This is a genomic window from Hymenobacter sp. DG01, assembly GCF_006352025.1.
Lineage (GTDB): Bacteria > Bacteroidota > Bacteroidia > Cytophagales > Hymenobacteraceae > Hymenobacter.
This window is the reverse complement of record NZ_CP040936.1, coordinates 1601766-1617915: the sequence shown is the minus strand read 5'-3', so window position 1 is coordinate 1617915 and position 16150 is coordinate 1601766. Positions and strand designations below refer to the sequence as shown.

The 16150-nt window shown below is 61.2% G+C and carries 11 protein-coding genes; 4 read left to right on the top strand and 7 right to left on the bottom strand.

Features of this window, described 5'->3' with window-relative positions:
* Positions 1–47 precede the first annotated feature (47 nt).
* Positions 48–1526 (bottom strand): DNA/RNA non-specific endonuclease, encoded by a 1479-nt coding sequence (locus FGZ14_RS21990; protein WP_139922637.1) that lies wholly within the window; start codon positions 1524–1526, stop codon positions 48–50.
* A 351-nt stretch (positions 1527–1877) separates the two neighbouring features.
* On the opposite strand from FGZ14_RS21990, the gene pta reads away from it, so the two are divergent.
* A complete protein-coding gene (gene pta / locus FGZ14_RS06920) occupies positions 1878–3968 on the top strand; it encodes a phosphate acetyltransferase (RefSeq protein ID WP_139922634.1) in 2091 nt (696 codons plus the stop codon).
* Positions 3969–4097: 129 nt separating this feature from the next.
* On the top strand, positions 4098–5036 hold the full coding sequence (locus FGZ14_RS06915; RefSeq protein ID WP_139922631.1) for a DUF808 domain-containing protein: 939 nt from the start codon (positions 4098–4100) through the stop codon (positions 5034–5036).
* A 160-nt stretch (positions 5037–5196) separates the two neighbouring features.
* Here the strand turns inward: FGZ14_RS06915 and FGZ14_RS06910 are convergent, their stop codons facing one another.
* The 3 genes from FGZ14_RS06910 to FGZ14_RS06900 all read right to left on the bottom strand — a co-directional run bounded on the left by FGZ14_RS06910 (position 5197) and on the right by FGZ14_RS06900 (position 7101).
* Positions 5197–5403 carry a LamG domain-containing protein gene (locus FGZ14_RS06910; protein WP_139922628.1) on the bottom strand — a complete coding sequence of 69 codons (207 nt, stop codon included), beginning with the start codon at positions 5401–5403 and terminating at the stop codon, positions 5197–5199.
* A 42-nt stretch (positions 5404–5445) separates the two neighbouring features.
* Positions 5446–5880: a hypothetical protein gene (locus FGZ14_RS06905; protein WP_139922626.1), complete on the bottom strand. Its 435-nt coding sequence runs from the start codon at positions 5878–5880 to the stop codon at positions 5446–5448.
* 117 nt (positions 5881–5997) lie between these two features.
* Positions 5998–7101 carry a serine hydrolase gene (locus tag FGZ14_RS06900; RefSeq protein WP_139922623.1) on the bottom strand — a complete coding sequence of 368 codons (1104 nt, stop codon included), beginning with the start codon at positions 7099–7101 and terminating at the stop codon, positions 5998–6000.
* A 234-nt stretch (positions 7102–7335) separates the two neighbouring features.
* Between FGZ14_RS06900 and FGZ14_RS06895 the strand changes: the two genes are divergently transcribed.
* Entirely contained in the window at positions 7336–8544 is a 1209-nt protein-coding gene (locus FGZ14_RS06895; RefSeq protein ID WP_139922619.1) for an acetate/propionate family kinase, read from the top strand.
* Positions 8545–8739: 195 nt separating this feature from the next.
* A complete protein-coding gene (locus tag FGZ14_RS06890) occupies positions 8740–10290 on the top strand; it encodes a carboxylesterase/lipase family protein (protein WP_180754518.1) in 1551 nt (516 codons plus the stop codon).
* 34 nt (positions 10291–10324) lie between these two features.
* On the opposite strand, the gene FGZ14_RS06885 is transcribed toward FGZ14_RS06890, so the two are convergent.
* The 3 genes from FGZ14_RS06885 to FGZ14_RS06875 form a co-directional block, all read right to left on the bottom strand.
* Complete coding sequence (locus FGZ14_RS06885; protein WP_139922614.1) at positions 10325–10822, bottom strand: hypothetical protein; 498 nt, start codon at positions 10820–10822, stop codon at positions 10325–10327.
* A 115-nt stretch (positions 10823–10937) separates the two neighbouring features.
* Positions 10938–12128: a lactonase family protein gene (locus FGZ14_RS06880; protein WP_139922611.1), complete on the bottom strand. Its 1191-nt coding sequence runs from the start codon at positions 12126–12128 to the stop codon at positions 10938–10940.
* Positions 12129–12378: 250 nt separating this feature from the next.
* Entirely contained in the window at positions 12379–16086 is a 3708-nt protein-coding gene (locus FGZ14_RS06875; RefSeq protein WP_139922608.1) for an Eco57I restriction-modification methylase domain-containing protein, read from the bottom strand.
* Positions 16087–16150: the final 64 nt, after the last annotated feature.

The following is a 16150-nucleotide window of genomic DNA, read 5'->3' as shown; positions in this document are numbered from 1 at the left end:
GCTGCCGAGATATAGCCGCATCGGCAACCCGACCTGCGCGAAGCAGGCTACTTGGTTGGGCGGGTATCTACCTGGGCTTCCAGCTTTTCCTGCGCCGCCAGGGGTAGCTTGCTGAGCAGGTCGAGGCCCGAGGCAGCTTCAATGGCATCCACACTCACGCGGTAGCGGCTCCAGTCGGGGCTGACGGATTGGTCGTTGGGCGTATCTACGGCCACAATGCGGGCCTGGCCGGCAGCAATGCGCTGGATGTCGTTGGTGCCCTCGGGCAGAATCACTAGTACTTTCCAGACGCGGGCCGGTACCGTCACGCGACCCTGGTCGATGGTCGTCATTTTGCCGTTCTGGCCGGTGCCGCCCTTGCCGTAGCTGCCCATGATGACATAGACTTCCTGGCCCTGGCGCACCTGGTCGCGGGTCCACTCCTCCAGGCTGCTCCAGGTGCGCTGGTTGTTGTTGCCGGCCTGCGGAATCATGTTGGTCATCAGGAAGGTCGCCGAGTTGTCGTCGAGGTCAGTGGTGCGGTCGGCGGAAGGGCAGTTGTGGCCTTTGTCGAAGCCGGAGCCCGAGTAGGAGCTGCGCGTAACCTGGTAGAACTGGCGGGGTAGGGCGGGGTCGGGGCGGAAGTCGTCCTGGCGCGGGGCCTCGCCCATCCAGGCCCGGCTCAGGTGCCAGCTCACCCAGGTAGGCGTGCCACGCTGGGCGTTATAGCCGATGGCAAACTGGGGCTTCACCAACAGGTAATTAGTGGGCATGTTCACGTTGGCCGTGGCGCCGCTGGGGTTGCCCAGGGCCATGTTATCGTCGCGCTGCCCGGCCTGCGGACCGGAGGAAGACGGGACTTGCGAACCGGAAGGTTTCGGTGCCGGGGAGGGGGTAGGGCTGGTAGCTACCGAACCGCCCGAAGCCGCCGCGCCGCTGGCCATTTCCAGGGCAATGTCGTCGATGTTCAGTCGGCCCTTGCCACCATCGGTTTTGCGGATTTCCAGGCGTAGGCTACCCGCGGCTCCGCCCTGAAATGTGGTAGTGAGCAGGCGCGGGCCCTGCACCTTCACGGGCTGCCCGATGCGGCGGAAGCTGCGGCCCCCGTCCACGCTGCCCCACAGCTCCCAGGTGCTGGCCGGGTCATTGCCGTAGGCGGCGCTTTTAATGCGAATGGTTTGCACCCCGCGGGGCGCGTCGAAGTTCATGCGCAGACGACCCTGGCCGCGCAGACGGGCGGCGTGCTGGCCGTTTTTGTGGTCTTCATCCGAAGAGCCAATCAGGGCGTCCTCGAAGTGCCAGGAGCCGGTGGTCAGGTTTTCGTCGGCGGTGGCGTAGGCGCCTTTGTCGGCATCCTCAAAAGTTTCGGGGAAGCGGCCGGCGCCCTGAACTATAGCAGCTGCGCCAGTTTCTAGCGGAATGGCGGGTGGCGCGTCGGCACCAGGAGCGGTGGTAGGGCGGGAGGTTTCGCGGGAGTTTTGCGAGCAGCCCAGGGCCGTAAGGCTGAGCAAGAGGCCGGAGAACAGGGGGAGAGAGAAGCGACGCATAAGAGAAAAGAAATCTGCCGGGCGAAGGTAGCAGAACTGGTACACTGCAAGAACGTGAAACAGCCGCCACTGCGGTTGGGCTAGGGCCCAAGCATTTCATGTGCCGGAATATAGAAATGGAAGCGTTTTGCTCAAGTATCAGATGGTGCTTGACCCAGGCAGGCGAGTACAGCGGGGTCCGGCACTTGGATGATTCTGATCAGGAAATTGCCCAAACGACAGCAGTTACGGCTCCCATTCCGCGCAGGAGTCTTATCCTTGCACGGGCCGCCTGCGTAGGCACTAGCTCCACTCTACCCCGAAAATGCCCGCTGCCGCTTAGGTGCAGTTGGCCTCTACCTCCGTTTCGGTATGACCAAAACCGTCTTTATTGCCTCCGCCGAGCCGTACAGCGGCAAATCTGTGCTGGCCCTGGGCCTGGTAAATCTGCTGCTGGGCCAGGCCCAACGGGTTGGCTACTTCAAGCCCATCATTGCCGGCGACCAGCCCCAGGACCCGCACATTGCTACCGTGCTCAGCTACTTCAAGCTCCCACTGGCTTACGAAGATACCTTTGCCTACACCCGTCCCGAAGCCCTGCGCCTGCTGGAAGCCGACGCCCAAGGCGAGCTGATTGACACCGTCATTCACAAGTACAAGCAGCTGGAGGAGCAGTACGACTTCACGGTGGTGGAGGGCAGCGACTTCGTGGGGCCCGGCGCCGCGTTTGAGTTTGATGCCAACGTCTCCATCGCCAAAAACCTGGGCGTACCCGTGATTATGGTCGTGTCGGGCGAGGGCAAAACGACGGCTCAGGTGGTTAGTGCAGTGCTGACGGTGCTGCGCAGCTTCGAGGCCCGCGAGGTGCAGGTGCTGGCCGCCGTAGCCAACCGTGTCCGGCCCGAGCAGGTGGAGGACGTGCGCGAGCTGCTGCGCACCCAGCTGCCCCAGGAAGTGCTGCTGGCCGTCATCCCGGAAGATAGAAACCTGCTCCACCCCACCATGCGCGAGATTCACGAGGGACTGGGGGGTAGGCTGCTGCTGGGCGAGGCGGAGCTGGGCAACCAGGTAGATAACTACGTGATTGGGGCCATGCAGCTGCCCAACTTCCTGAACTACCTCAAGGAAAACGTGCTCATCGTAACCCCCGGCGACCGGGGCGACATCATTATCGGGGCGCTACAGGCCAACCTGTCGGCCAGCTACCCCCGGGTGGCCGGCATTGTGCTCACGGCCGGCTCGGAGCCGGAGGAGCCGGTGCTTCGCCTGATTGAAGGCCTGCAGACGGTAGTGCCCATTCTGGCCGTGCCCACCGGCACCTTCGAGACGAGCACGAGGGTAGGAGCCATCAAGTCGCGCATCTCGCCCGATAATCCGCAGAAGATTCAGCTGGCTATCCAAACATTTGAGCGCTACGTGGATGTGCGGGCCCTGCAGGAGCGTATGGTGAGCTACCAGCCCGAGGGCATCACGCCCCACATGTTCCAGTACCGACTGCTGCAGTGGGCCAAGCGGAAGCGCCAGCACATTGTGCTGCCCGAAGGCAACGACGACCGGATTCTGCGCGCCGCGGCCTTGCTCCTACACCAGGATATCGTGGACCTAACCATTCTCGGCAACCCCCAGGAAGTAGCAGCTTCGGCTAAGCGGTTGGGCCTAAATCTGCCGGTAGGCGAGCATCTGCAGGTGCTCGACCCAGTCAATTCCGATTACTACCCCGGCTACGTGCAGGCCTTCTATGAGCTGCGCCGCAGCAAGGGCGTGAACGAAGATATGGCCCGTGACATGATGCGCGACGTATCGTATTTTGGGAGCATGATGGTGCACCAGGGCCACGCCGACGGCATGGTATCGGGGGCGGTGCATACCACCCAGCACACCATCCGGCCGGCCCTGCAGTTTATCAAAACAAAGCCGGGCGTGTCGGTGGTGTCGTCGGTGTTCTTTATGTGCCTGCCCGACCGCGTGGCCGTATTCGGCGACTGCGCCGTGAACCCCAACCCCACGGCCGAGCAGCTCGCGGAAATTGCCATTTCCTCGGCCGAGAGCAGCCAGGCCTTCGGCATTGAGCCCCGCATTGCCATGCTGTCTTACTCCTCCGGCACGTCCGGGGCGGGGGCCGATGTGGAGAAGGTGCGCCAAGCCACCGAGCTGGTTCGCCAGAAGCGCCCCGACCTGAAGGTGGATGGCCCGATTCAGTACGATGCCGCCGTGGACCCCATCGTGGGTCGCCAGAAGCTGCCCGACTCCGAAGTGGCCGGTCAGGCCAGCGTGCTCATCTTCCCCGACCTTAACACGGGCAACAATACCTACAAAGCCGTGCAGCGCGAAACCGGGGCCCTGGCTATCGGGCCGGTACTGCAGGGCCTGAACAAACCCGTAAACGACCTCAGCCGCGGCTGCACCGTGGACGATGTGTATAACACGGTCATCATCACGGCTATCCAGAGCCAGCAGGGGTAGGCCGCGGGCCCCGCCGGCAGCCCACCATGCGGCTACCTCGTTCAGTTTCCCGTAGCTTGCCGCCTCAATCATAGCATACAAAGAAGCCCGGTTGCTTCTCCCAAACAAAAACAGCGCACCACTTACCCTATGCCTTCAGGATTTTTTGCTTTACTAGATGATATTTCGGCCCTGGTGAAAGTCAGCGCCGCCAGCCTCGACGACGTGCCGGCGCAGGTAGCCAAAACCACCGGCAAGGTGTCCGGCATCGTAATTGACGACACAGCCGTGACGCCCAAGTACGTGGTGGGGCTAGACCCTTCCCGCGAGCTGTCCATCATCTACCAGATTGCCAAAAAGTCCCTCATTAATAAGATTCTTATCCTGAGTCCGGCGGCGCTGGTGCTGGGCTACTTTGCCCCCTGGGCCATTACGCCCATTCTCATGATGGGTGGGGCTTTCCTGTGCTTCGAGGGGTACGAGAAGGTACACTCCATGTTCAGCAAGCACCATGAGGTAAATCCGGAAAGCGAAGAGGTAAAGGCCATTACCCCCGAGGAGTTAGAGAAAGAGCGAGTAGCAGGTGCCGTCAGAACCGATATTATTCTGTCGGCCGAAATTATGGCCATTGCCTACAGCCAGGTAACCGAGCAACCCATTCTCAACCAGGTGCTGGTGATGCTGGCCGTGGCCGTATTCATTACCGTTGCCGTGTACGGTTTTGTGGGCCTGATTGTGAAGGCCGATGACATTGGCCTGCACCTGGCCGGCGAGTCATACGGCCCCGCTACCCGGAAATTCGGGCGCGGCCTCGTGAAGTTTATGCCCCGCTTTCTGCAGATTCTGAGCTACGTAGGTACGGCAGCCATGCTGTGGGTAGGCGCCGAAATCATTGCTCACGGTATTCCATTTACCGCCCACCTGCTGCACGATTTGGAAGAGTCGCTGGCTAATATACCGGCTGTGGCCTGGCTGGTCAAGGTGCTGGCCTGCGGAATCTTCGGGCTGATGGTGGGCTTCGTAATTGAAAAGATAGTGGGACTGGTGAAGAAAGTATTGCCCAAGAAAACAGAGGCGCACACAGCATAACCTACGGCACTGGCACCCCAGCCAGTGCCCACGCGCTGCGGAGCGTGAGCCTACCATAAGCAAAGAGCAGCGGCTCTGAATGACGTATTTACTGGCGTCATTCAGAGCCGCTACTCTTTTCAGCATCATGAAGAGGGTAGGGAGATACAGGTAGCCTTTCTTACTTCGCCGGGGTTACTACCAAGTTCCGGAAGTAGGCCTCCGTGCCGGAGCCAATCCAGAGGCCAATGCCGCCCCGCTGGGCCGGGCCGTGCTTTAAGTCCAGCACCAGCAGGGTAGGCTGAGCGGCTCCGTGCACGTAGAGCCGGGCAGTAGCGTCCTGCACCACAATCTTCACCTTAGTCCACTTGCCTACCTCCAAATCCACGTAGGACTCATACTTCTCGGGGCTTTCCTGGCGGAGCTTTTCTCAGGGGTAGTGGGGGTAGGAAATATACTGCACGGAGTGGTTGCGGCGCACCTGGGCTTCGGCCCGGCCGTTGGTAGGACGCAGATAAATGCACTCAAAGGCCGTGTTCTGCTCATCAATGCGAAAGGCAATGCCCACAAAGCCCCGGGCCGTAGCGCCAGCCTTGCCGGAAGGCTTACCCGCCAGCTCTACCTCAATGGTGCCGTTATGAAAAGAAGCATCGGTCAGCCTGGCGTACTTCAGCTCCGAGCTGATGCCCCGGGCCGTATCGAGGACCATAACGGACTTTTTGCCCTCATAAACGGCGGGCCCCAACCGCACCCGGATTGGCTGGAGGCCGGTGGTTTTAGTTAGAGGGTAGGCTTTCGTGGTAGCTTGCCCGAAAGCAGCGCCGCCAACCACCAGCAGCAGAAAAGTGAGCAGAATACATTTCATCGGAACGCTGGTTTACCGCTGCCAAACGAAAATTGAAGCAACTGAAAATCCGGGTCGTCAGCTGCCGGCTTGGTCTGCTGCCTGGCAGGGTTGGGCCGTGCGGGCGGGGTAGGCGCGTTACCGCTCAAACTTCTCGATGTCGGTTTTGGCGGGTAGCTCCTTGATGTAGAAACCAGCAATGGCACGGGCGAAGTTGGGCAGCAGCTCGCCATCATTAGACAGCACGATGAACGTGTAGCCTTCCTTGGGAAAGCGCCAGACGTCGCCGAGGCCGGGGCCGCCGCTGTGGCCGGCGTACAGCACGTTATTCTCCCTTTCCAGGGCCCAGCCTACCCTGGTAAACTCCGAAGGCTTGCGGCCGATGCTGTCCAGCCCGTAGATGTAGCTACTGGCGAAGCTGGCCGGAAACAGGGTTTCCTTGTCGAGGGCCACGGCCCACTTAGCCATATCATCAATAGAGGCGAAGTAGCCGCCGGCCGTGTAGGTGTACTGCGGGTAAATAAACTTGTAGGCTTGCAGCTTGCCGTTGAGGTCGTAGTAGGTAGAGGCTTTTTCCTTTACCAGATCGGTGCGCATAAAGGTGCCTACCCGCTGCTCCATATCAAAGGCCCCGTCGGTCATGCCCAACGGCGCGGCTACTTCGTCGTGGAGGAGCTGCGGAAACGGCTTGTTGTAGAGCTTCTCCAGAATGTAGCCCAGGGTCATGAAGTCGAACTGGGCGTAATGCTGGCCCTGGCCGGGCGCGTACTCCAGCGTGGAGTCCTGCAGGGCCCGCAGCACGGCCGCCGTGGGCAGGTAGGCGTCGCCGTTGAAGTTGCGAATGCCGCTGGAATGGCTGATCAGGTGCTTGATCTGCAGGGTGCGCCAGGCGGCCGGCGCGTCGGGGAGGTACTTGCTGACGTAATCTTCCAGCTGGATTTTCTGGCTGTGAATGGCTTTTAGCAGCAGCGTGGAGGTAAGCAGCTTGGTGCAGGAGGCAATCTGGAAGTTGGTATGCGGGGTGACTTTGGCGTTCCACTCCAGGTTCGCCATGCCGTAGGTCGATACCTTCACCCGCTGCCCGTTCCGGATAACGGCCACGGCCATGCCCGGAATCTTCAGGGCTTTCATTTTGCCTTCAATAAAGGCATCTACCTGTTTGTTGGCGGCTTTTTCAGAGGATTGACCATAACAAGTACTGCTGCACAGCACAACGATCAGCAGGGTAATTAGGCGTTTCATGAGGGGATGGGAAGGGAGTAGGGGGTAGAGAATAATGGAAGTGGCTATAGAAGCAGGCGGCTGCGTAGAATAGGCGGGCCCGGAGCAGCGCAGCCAGGCGCGGCACGGGCGCTACGGGCAAAGCCTTGTACTTTGGCGCCCAAATACCGCATATTCCCTTCACCAAACAAACCTGCCCCCGTCATTGCGCACAGCCGTGAAACCTCTGACAACCAGCGGGGCAAGCCACGTTGCATGAACATCTTCGTCGTTAACTCCGGTAGCTCTTCCATCAAGTACCAGCTGTTTCGGTGGCCCGCCCGGCAGCCCCTGTGCAGCGGACTGGTAGAGCGCATCGGCTACCCCCATGCCACTATCACCCACAACGTATTCACGGCTGATGCGCCCCAGCAAACCCGCCGCACCCTACCCCTGCCCAACCACGAAGCCGGTCTGCGCGAGGTGGTGGCCCTGCTGACGGATGCCCGGCAAGGCGTGCTGCGCGACCCCGCCGAGGTGGAGGTGGTAGGGCACCGGGTGGTGCACGGGGGCGAAACCTTTGCGGCCACCACGGAAATAAGCGCCGAAGTAAAAGATGAAATCCGGCGGCTGTTTGCTTTGGCTCCCCTGCACAACCCGGCCAACCTGCTGGGCATTGAGGTGGCCGAGCGCATCTTTCCCCAGGCCCGGCAGGTAGCGGTGTTCGACACGGCGTTTCACCAGACTTTGCCCGAGCACGCCTTCCGCTACGCCCTGCCCGAGCAGCTTTATACCGAGGAGCGCATCCGGGTGTACGGCTTCCACGGCACCAGCCACCAGTACGTGGCCCAGCAGGCTGCCGCCCACCTGGGCCGCCCCGAGGCTCGCCTGATTACCCTGCACCTAGGCAACGGCTGCAGCGCCGCCGCCGTGCGCGCTGGCCGCTGCCTCGATACCAGCATGGGCTTCGGGCCCCTTACTGGACTGGTGATGGGCACCCGTACCGGCGACCTGGACCCCTCCATCGTGCTCCACCTGATGGGCCAGCTGGGTTACTCGGCCGAGCAGATCAGCAACCTTGTAAACAAGGAAAGCGGCATGCTGGGTCTCACCGGCCTCAGTGATATGCGCGACATCACGAAAGCCCTGGAGCAGGGCGATGCCCGCGCCCGCCTGGCCTACGACCTCTACGCCTACCGCATCCGCAAGTACGTGGGGGCCTACGCGGCCGCGCTGGAGGGCCTGGATGCAGTGGTGTTCACGGCGGGGGTAGGCGAAAACGACGCGTTGGTGCGCCAGAAAGCCTGTCAGGGTCTGGAGTTCCTGGGCATTGAGCTGGATGAGGCCGAAAACCAGCAGCGCCGCCCCGGCATCCGGGAAATTAGTCGGGCGGGCTCCCGCGTGAAGGTGCTGGTGGTGCCCACCAACGAGGAGCTGGAAATTGCCCGCCAGTGCGCGGAGCTGCTGAAGCACAATGAACATTGAACAGTGTAGTACAGCTGTTTAGAAAGCCAGACAGTATTAAGCCGTTTGTCATCCTGAGCAGAGCGAAGGACCTCGACCGCTTCGTAGCTACCTAGTAAGTCAGCGGTCGAGGTCCTTCGCTCTGCTCAGGATGACACGTGCTAAACAGAGTTCAGAGCGTCATTTCTCAATATGTGCCCATTCTTCCAGTACTACATGACGTGCTTCTCTAGCCATCGTTCCTACCGTCGGGTGTTGTGGGTGGTGCTTTTGAGCCTGGCGCCAGGCGTTGGCATGCTATCGGCCCAGAGCCGAGGCAACGCGCCGGTGGTGAAAACCAAGCAAGGTAAGGTTCAGGGCGTGCAGGAGGGGTGGCTGCGGGTATTCCGCGGGATTCCGTACGCGCAGCCGCCGGTGGGGTCGTTGCGGTTTCGGCCGCCCCAACTCATCAAGCGCTACGGCAGCACCGTTGTGGCCACGCAGTTCAGTAGCCGGGCCACCCAAACGGGCGGGCCCACGGGCGTGCAGGGCTCCGAGGACTGCCTGTACCTGAACGTGTGGGCGCCAGCTGCAGCTAAGCGGCGGCCGGTGGTAGTGTGGATGCACGGCGGGGCCTTTACCGGCGGCGCAGGGCAGGACAACGACTCCTGGACCTTTGCCGCGCAGGATACCGTAGTGGCCGTGAGCATCAACTACCGCCTGGGCAGCCTGGGCTTTCTGCACCTCGGCAGCCAGCTGGGGCCCGACTACGCCCAGGCCGGCAACTGCGGCCTGCTCGATGCCGTGGCGGCCCTGCGCTGGGTGCACCAGAACATTGCCGCCTTCGGGGGCGACCCTGAGCGGGTAACCATCATGGGCGAGTCGGCGGGAGCGAAGCTGGTGGGTGGCCTGCTGGTGGCGCCCGCCGCCCAGGGCTTGTTTCAGCAGGCCATTCTGGAAAGCGGCGCCGTGCAGGCCGTCCGCGACACGGCCACGGCCGCCAGCGTAACCCGGCAGCTGCTGCAGGAGCTGAACACCACCGATGCCCGCGCCCTGCTCCGCCTGCCCGCCGACTCGCTGGTGCGGGCCCAGGGCCGCTTCGCCAATGGGTCGGGGGGGCTGCAGGTGTTCGGGCCGGTTTTGGATGGGCACACCATCACGGCCCCGCCCGCGGAGTATCTGCGCCAGGCGCGGCCGGTGCGGGTGCTGCTAGGGTCTAACCTGACGGAAGCCCGCCTGTTTAGTGGGCCTGGCTCAGTACTGCATCAGCCCAGCGAAGAGGCCCTGCGTCTCACCTTCGGCCCCGCCAACAGCCCATTCGTGTGGCGGGCCTACCAACAGCAGCGCCGCCAGGAACCCGACGAAGCCGCCTGGAACATTGTTCTGACCGATTACCTCTACCGCCTGGCCACCTACCGCCTGGCTAACCAGCTGGCGGCGCAGGGCACGCCCACCTGGCTCTACCGTTTCGATTACACCGATGCCCGCACCCAGCCTACGCACGCCCAGGAGCTGGCTTTCGTGTGGAATGCCCCGGAGGGCAGCTCCGCCGCGGCCACGGCGGCCACTACCCCCGGTGCCCCCAGCAAGGCCTCTAACCCCGCGCTGGCCGCGGCCATGCACGCACACTGGGCCCGCTTCATCAAGACCGGGCTGCCCGGCCCCACTTGGCCGCGCTACACCCCGGCGCGGCGCGAAGTCATGATTTTCAACGCCAACAGCCAGCCGGAATCCGTGCTGACTCCCTACGAAGACCCAGCCTTCCCGGTGCAGGGCTACCGCCGGTAAACCCAGGGCAGTTCGTCTGCTAGAAGGTAGCGGGCTATTTACCCGTGAGCTTAGGTGTGGCTTTGGCCTGCTTCATCTGGGCCGCGAGGGGTAGGCTCGACATGGCCAGAATGGCGTTGTCGTCGCTCCAGGAAGCGCAGGAAAGGGCCACTTGCCGGCCCTGCCACTTGCAGCTAAAGCCCTCCATCTTGCCTGGCCCGTACACATTTTGGAAGGTAGGCAGCACGCGCTGGGCGTGTTCCGTGCCCTTCACGATGATGGTGACGGCGGCAAACTGGCCCCGGAAAAACTTGTAGTGAATGCGGGTGGCCGAAAACGAGCCGAGCCGCAAATCCTCGTCGGTGCGCTCGTAAATCTTCTCGTCGCCGCTGTCCTGCACCAGGCGCAGGTGCAGGGCCTCGGTGAGCGGCGCGCCGAAGCGCAGCCCCCGGAAGCCGTTGCTCTCATCTAAGCGCTGTACCGAGCCGGCCTGCTGAGCGTGCACGGAAAGAGGGAGAAGGGCCAGCAAAGCCAGACTGCTAAAGCGTTTCATAAAAACCGGTAGAAAATAGGAATCGGCTGGCTTGCTGATGCAAAGCGCAGGAGTCGCTAAGCAAACGTCAGGCCAGCCGAAATAGTACCACTACTCAGTTGTAGGTACTACCCCCTTAGCCTCGCAGAAAATCGGGGTACACCTGCAGGCACACGGGAGCCGTCATGGGCACGCTCACGCCGGTGGGGGTGAGGCGGCCGGTGCGGGCATCGGCGAAGTAGGTAACCACCGTATCGGACTGCTGATGGGCTACCAACACTACCCGCCCGCTGGGGTCGAAGGTGAAGCTGCGCGGGGTTTTGCCGGGTAGCATCACGTGCTCTACCAGCGTGAGGCGGCCGCTGCCGGGGTCAATGGCGTACACCACCAGGCTGTTGTGCCCGCGGTTGGAGCCGTACAGGAACTTGCCGCTGGACGACACGTGCACGTCGGCGCAGGCATTCCACTCGGTGAAGCCAGCGGGCAGGGTCGTCAGGGTCTGGATTTCCTGGAAAGTACCCTTGCTGGCGTCGTAGGCCAGGGCTGTCATTGTGGAGTCCAGCTCGTTGATGAGGTAGGCCCAGGGCTGGCTGGGGTGGAAGGTAAGGATGCGCGGCCCGGCACCGGGCTTGGTCTGGTGGGCCGGGGTAGGGAGGCGCTGCAGCTGGCCGCCGGGGGCCAGGGTGTAGCCGTACACGGTGTCGTTGCCCAAATCCACGGCAAAGCAGTACTTGCCGGCCGGGTCGGGGAGCATGCAGTGGCCGCGCGGATTCGTTTGGTTTTTGTGCGGACCGTGGCCCGTGTGCTGATCTACCGACGATGCGGCCCGCAGGGTTCCGCCCTCGCCGAGGGGTAGGGCGGCCACGGTGCCGTTGCCGTAGTTGGCTACCAGCGCGTGCTTTCCCTGTTTATCCAGGCTGATGTAGCAGGGGATGGTGCCGCCCGAAGCCTGCTGGTTCAGCAGCGTGAGGCCGCCGGTTTTGGCATCGATGGCAAAGGCGCTGACGCCGCCGTTGGGCGTGTTCTGGAAATTATCTACCTCGTTCACGGCATACAGGGTGCGGCGGCCGGCATCTACCGTCAAAAACGACGGGCTGGCCCCGCCTTTCGCGCCCGTAACCCGCGTGAGGGCTCCAGTGGCTGGCGTGAGGCGGTAGAGCAGAATGTTCTCCTGATCCTGAGGACCATAGGTGCCCACGTACACCAGGTACGATTGGTCGGAGGCACTCAGGCCCGCGCGGGTGCAGGCGGCCAGCAGGGCGCTACCCGCCAGACCGGCACCGAGGGTGAGGAGAAAATTGCGGCGGCTGCGGAAGGGTTGGGGCATAGGAAAGGGGGTAGGGATGCGGAAAGGAAAGCCGGCAGGGCCCGATAAGAATAAGTGAACACCACCGAAATAACGTCAGCACGCCAGAAATCAGCAAAGCAAGAGCGCCGGGCAAGCAAGAACGTCATTCCGAGCGAAGTCGAGGAATCTCGCGTGCTGACGTCTGAATAGCGTTGCAACATCAGCACGCGAGATTCCTCGACTTCGCTCGGAATGACGTTCTTTTAGCTACTGGTTTTGCCCCCGGGCCCTAGGCCGTGAGCAGGGCGGTTTCGGCGGGCGTGAGGCCGTAGAGGGCGGCCACCAGGGCATCAATCTGCTGCTCCAGGGGCTGAGTATCGGCGGTGGCATCGGCGGCTTTGGCGGCCAGCACCTGCTCCACCAGCGCCACGATGGGCGCCTGCTGCTCCGCCGTGGCGGTGGGGATGGGGAGTTCACGGAATTCTCCGATTTTTATTTTTGGAAACAAATCATCGAATTCATTAGCTGCACGCTTAAAATAGTAAGCTAATGTTGGAGAGGCAAGAACGCCAAGAATATATTCAAGGCTGTATTTATTGTTTGTGTTAGTATTCAATTTTGCAATAAACACACTTTGATCAATTACCATATCTTCTTTAATGATTGTACAGAATAGAGTATCTCCTAATACCTGTCTCATTATTAATCTGCTTCCGGTAAAAAACTTAGGTTCTCTTGGCGCGGCTAACCATGTGCCGTAGCTTATATAACTTGTACCATCCCATTTATAGCTGAAAGGTCTAATATGTTTTCCTTTCAGTTCAGGAACGTAAGTTGAATCTTTTCTAAAATCAGCATGATACCCACGGTTTTTAATAATTTCATCTGTTTGTCCACGAGCTTTGTCATATGAATTAACGCCACGCGTGATGTCACATAAATCCTGCAGCTGGACTGCTACTTTCCTCATGGAATTTAAAACAACGGAAGTGTCGCTGTCAGACTCTACATCAAAAACATATCTTTCATTTGAAAGGAAACGTGTTGTATCTACGACGTGACCTTGGTTGAATTGCCCTTTTTCAAATCGTATCACTTGAAGCGGCTCTATTGTTGCGTTCTTTTCTGCAATGAAAATTGCTGAATCTACATTTGCTTCAGTGAATACGTTAGGTAAATTTGGAACAAGCTCATTTATAGATAAATTATTTAATATAAATTTCCTGGCTTCGCTAAACATCATATTCTTAAGCCAAGAATTTGGAGTGATAAAACTAATCATTCCGCCCCCTTTGAGAAGCCGGACGCTCATTTCGATAAATGCTACATATAGATCTAATTGGTACTGTGATGTAACAAAGGTCTTTTTAAGAGCTTCTTTTATTTGTTTATCTTGAATCTGAGCAACATAGGGCGGGTTGCCCAGCACGGCATCGAAGCCGCGGAAGGAGCCATCGGGGTTCAGCACCTCCGGAAACTCGAAGCGCCACTCAAAGGCGTCGCGGAACAGGGTGCCCTGCTCGCGCTGCTGACGCTCCTGCTCTAGCTTTTCCAGGTTGAGGCGGGCGGTGGTTTGCTTGGCCCAGGCATCGTCGGCCGAGAGGCGGGCCTTCCCGAACAGGTCGGGCTTCTGGTCCAGCTCGGCCCGCAGCAGGTCTTCCTTGGCGCGGGTAATGCGCTTGAGCAGCGGGTCGTGGCGCTGAATATCGGTCCGGAACTGGTCTTTGAGGCGCTGCAGGAAGTCTTCGAGCACCTGTTTCTGCTCGCGGCCCCTGGCCGAGAAGAACTCGCCCACGGCCCGGCGGTAAGCGGCCAGCGAGAAGTCTTTTTTGCGGAACACCTCCGTGAGGTCGGCTCCCAGGGGGTAGCGGCTGATGAGGGAGTTGCCGGCGCGCACGTTCAGCTCCAGGTTGGGCAGGGTTTCCAGCTCCCGGAACTGGCTTTCGGGGGTGTAGTAGGCGTGCTTGAGCAGCTCAATCCAGAGGCGCAGCCTACAGATGCGCACCGAGTTGGGGTTGAGGTCCACGCCGTAGAGGCAGTGCTCAATGAGGTGGCGCTTTTCCCGGAACAGGGCGCTTTGCAGGCGGGTATGCTCGCGGCCCACGCGGCGGGTCTGGGCGGTTTCGTCCCAGGTGGCGCGGTACTCAAACAGGGTGTCGTCCTCGTCGGAAGTTACGGCCAGCTCGTCGCGGGCCACCGTGAGGCGGTAGCGCAGGCGCTTGCCCTCATCATCCAGCAGCAAACCCAGCTCGCTCTTGATGGCTAGCAGCTCATTGAGCGCCGACACCAGGAAGTGGCCCGAACCCACGGCGGGGTCCAGCACGCGCAGCTCGTTAAAGGCCTGGCTGAACTCGGGGCGGCGCTTGGTTTCGTCGGCTATTTGTTCCGCCAGGCTGCTCACGTCGTCGGCTTGCCAGCCGTAGCGCTCATTGAAGTGGCGCACCACGGCCCGGCGCAGGGTGTGGCGGCACATGTACATGGTAATGAAGCCGGGCGTGTAGAAGGAGCCGTCGCGGTAGCCGTTAATCTTCTCGAAGATGAGGCCCAGCACGGCCGCCGAAATCAGGGGCCGCTCGTCGTCCTGCACCGCCTCGGAGCCCTCGGAGGCAAAGTCGTAGGCATCGAGAAAGCGCAGCAGGTAGGTGAGGGCCGTGGGGTGGAGGCCGGCGGCATCCTGGCGCAGCACCGAGCGGCTGCCTTTGCCCTTGCCTTTGCTCCCCAGCAGGGGTAGCGGAATCATATCATCGAGCCCCGAGATGCGCAGCGTGACGCGCTCTAGGGCCGAGGGCTCGAAGAGGGAGGAGTTGAGGTAGGGAACGTGGGGGTAGAGGCCGGCCTCGGGCTGCTCGCGCTCCGGCGTGGGCCGGTTGAGGATGCGATAGAACAGGCGGTTAAGCAGGTCGTACTCCTTGAGCTGCTGGGGGTCGAGGAAGCGGAAGGGCTGGTCGGGGCCGGGCTGGTGGTAGCGGCGCAACTGCCCCTCCAGCAGCTTCAGAAACAGCAGGCGGCTCACCCAGGTCAGGCACAGGGCCAGGGCCACGCCCTCGGCCTGGGCTTCGGGCGTGTCGCCGTAGGTGCTCAGTTCGTCAGCGGGCAGGTTGCGCAGCATGTCTTCGGCCCGCAGCTGCACCAGCGTGTTTTCCAGCAGGGAGCCGCGCTGCTGCCGCTCGGGGGCGCAGCGCTGAATCAGCTTGCGGCCCTTGTCCTTGATTTCCTCCAGGCCCATGAGGTAGAGCAGCTCCTCGTAAAAGGCCCGGTTGAGGGTGTTGGCATCCTGGGCGAAGGGCTCCTTGAGCAGATGGGGCGCCGAGAATACCTTGCTCAGCCACACCCGGCCCCGCTCACCCAGCTCCTTGCGCTGGCCTTTCTCGTCGCGGGGGTCAAGGGTGAAGTAGGTGAATTTTACCTCGGTTTCCAGCTTATCCAGCAGGGGCCGGGCAATGTCCTGGTAGAAGTGGCTGGTGTCACCGGCCGTGGTCTGGCCCTGCTTGAACTTCTGGAACTGCTGGCGCAGCTCGGGGTACTTCCAGAACACCCGGTGAAACTCGTGGGCATCGAAGATAAACCACTCGTAGCCAGAAGTAATAACAAGCTGGCGCAGCTCGGGCAGCTGCTGCTCCGAAGTGCGCTCCTGAAAGTAGTAGAGCAGCAGCTCGTGCAGGGCCTTGCGGTTGAGGTTGCCGGGCTGCACCATCTCGGCCTTGTTTTTCTGGTGCTTCAGCTCGAACAGTACCCCAAACGGGTCGGTGGCCTGGGGGCCGGTGCGCATCACCAGGTCGCGCTTCTTGTGTGAGTTGATGTAGTAGCCCGCAAAGCCTACCGCGTTCAAAAATTTGGTGAGGGGCAGCACCATATCGGCCTCATCCTGGGCCGCATCCAGCTCGGGCAGCAGCTGGCGGCGGGCTTGTTCAAACGTATCGAGGGTAGCGCGGTGCGCCTTCTGACGACGATAAGCCAGGTCGAGGGCCTGGGAGGGTAGCAGAGAATGGAGTTTCATAGGAAACGGCAAGATACGCAGCCGGGCGGGGAGGGCGGCCCGGCCGCGCGGTTTCCGTACCAGA

Coding starts and splice junctions, on each gene's coding strand:
- FGZ14_RS21990 (WP_139922637.1), bottom strand. CDS start 1,526: ATGCGTCGCTTCTCTCTCCCCCTGTTCTCCGGCCTCTTGCTCAGCCTT.
- pta (WP_139922634.1), top strand. CDS start 1,878: ATGACCAAAACCGTCTTTATTGCCTCCGCCGAGCCGTACAGCGGCAAA.
- FGZ14_RS06915 (WP_139922631.1), top strand. CDS start 4,098: ATGCCTTCAGGATTTTTTGCTTTACTAGATGATATTTCGGCCCTGGTG.
- FGZ14_RS06905 (WP_139922626.1), bottom strand. CDS start 5,880: ATGAAATGTATTCTGCTCACTTTTCTGCTGCTGGTGGTTGGCGGCGCT.
- FGZ14_RS06900 (WP_139922623.1), bottom strand. CDS start 7,101: ATGAAACGCCTAATTACCCTGCTGATCGTTGTGCTGTGCAGCAGTACT.
- FGZ14_RS06895 (WP_139922619.1), top strand. CDS start 7,336: ATGAACATCTTCGTCGTTAACTCCGGTAGCTCTTCCATCAAGTACCAG.
- FGZ14_RS06890 (WP_180754518.1), top strand. CDS start 8,740: ATGACGTGCTTCTCTAGCCATCGTTCCTACCGTCGGGTGTTGTGGGTG.
- FGZ14_RS06885 (WP_139922614.1), bottom strand. CDS start 10,822: ATGAAACGCTTTAGCAGTCTGGCTTTGCTGGCCCTTCTCCCTCTTTCC.
- FGZ14_RS06880 (WP_139922611.1), bottom strand. CDS start 12,128: ATGCCCCAACCCTTCCGCAGCCGCCGCAATTTTCTCCTCACCCTCGGT.
- FGZ14_RS06875 (WP_139922608.1), bottom strand. CDS start 16,086: ATGAAACTCCATTCTCTGCTACCCTCCCAGGCCCTCGACCTGGCTTAT.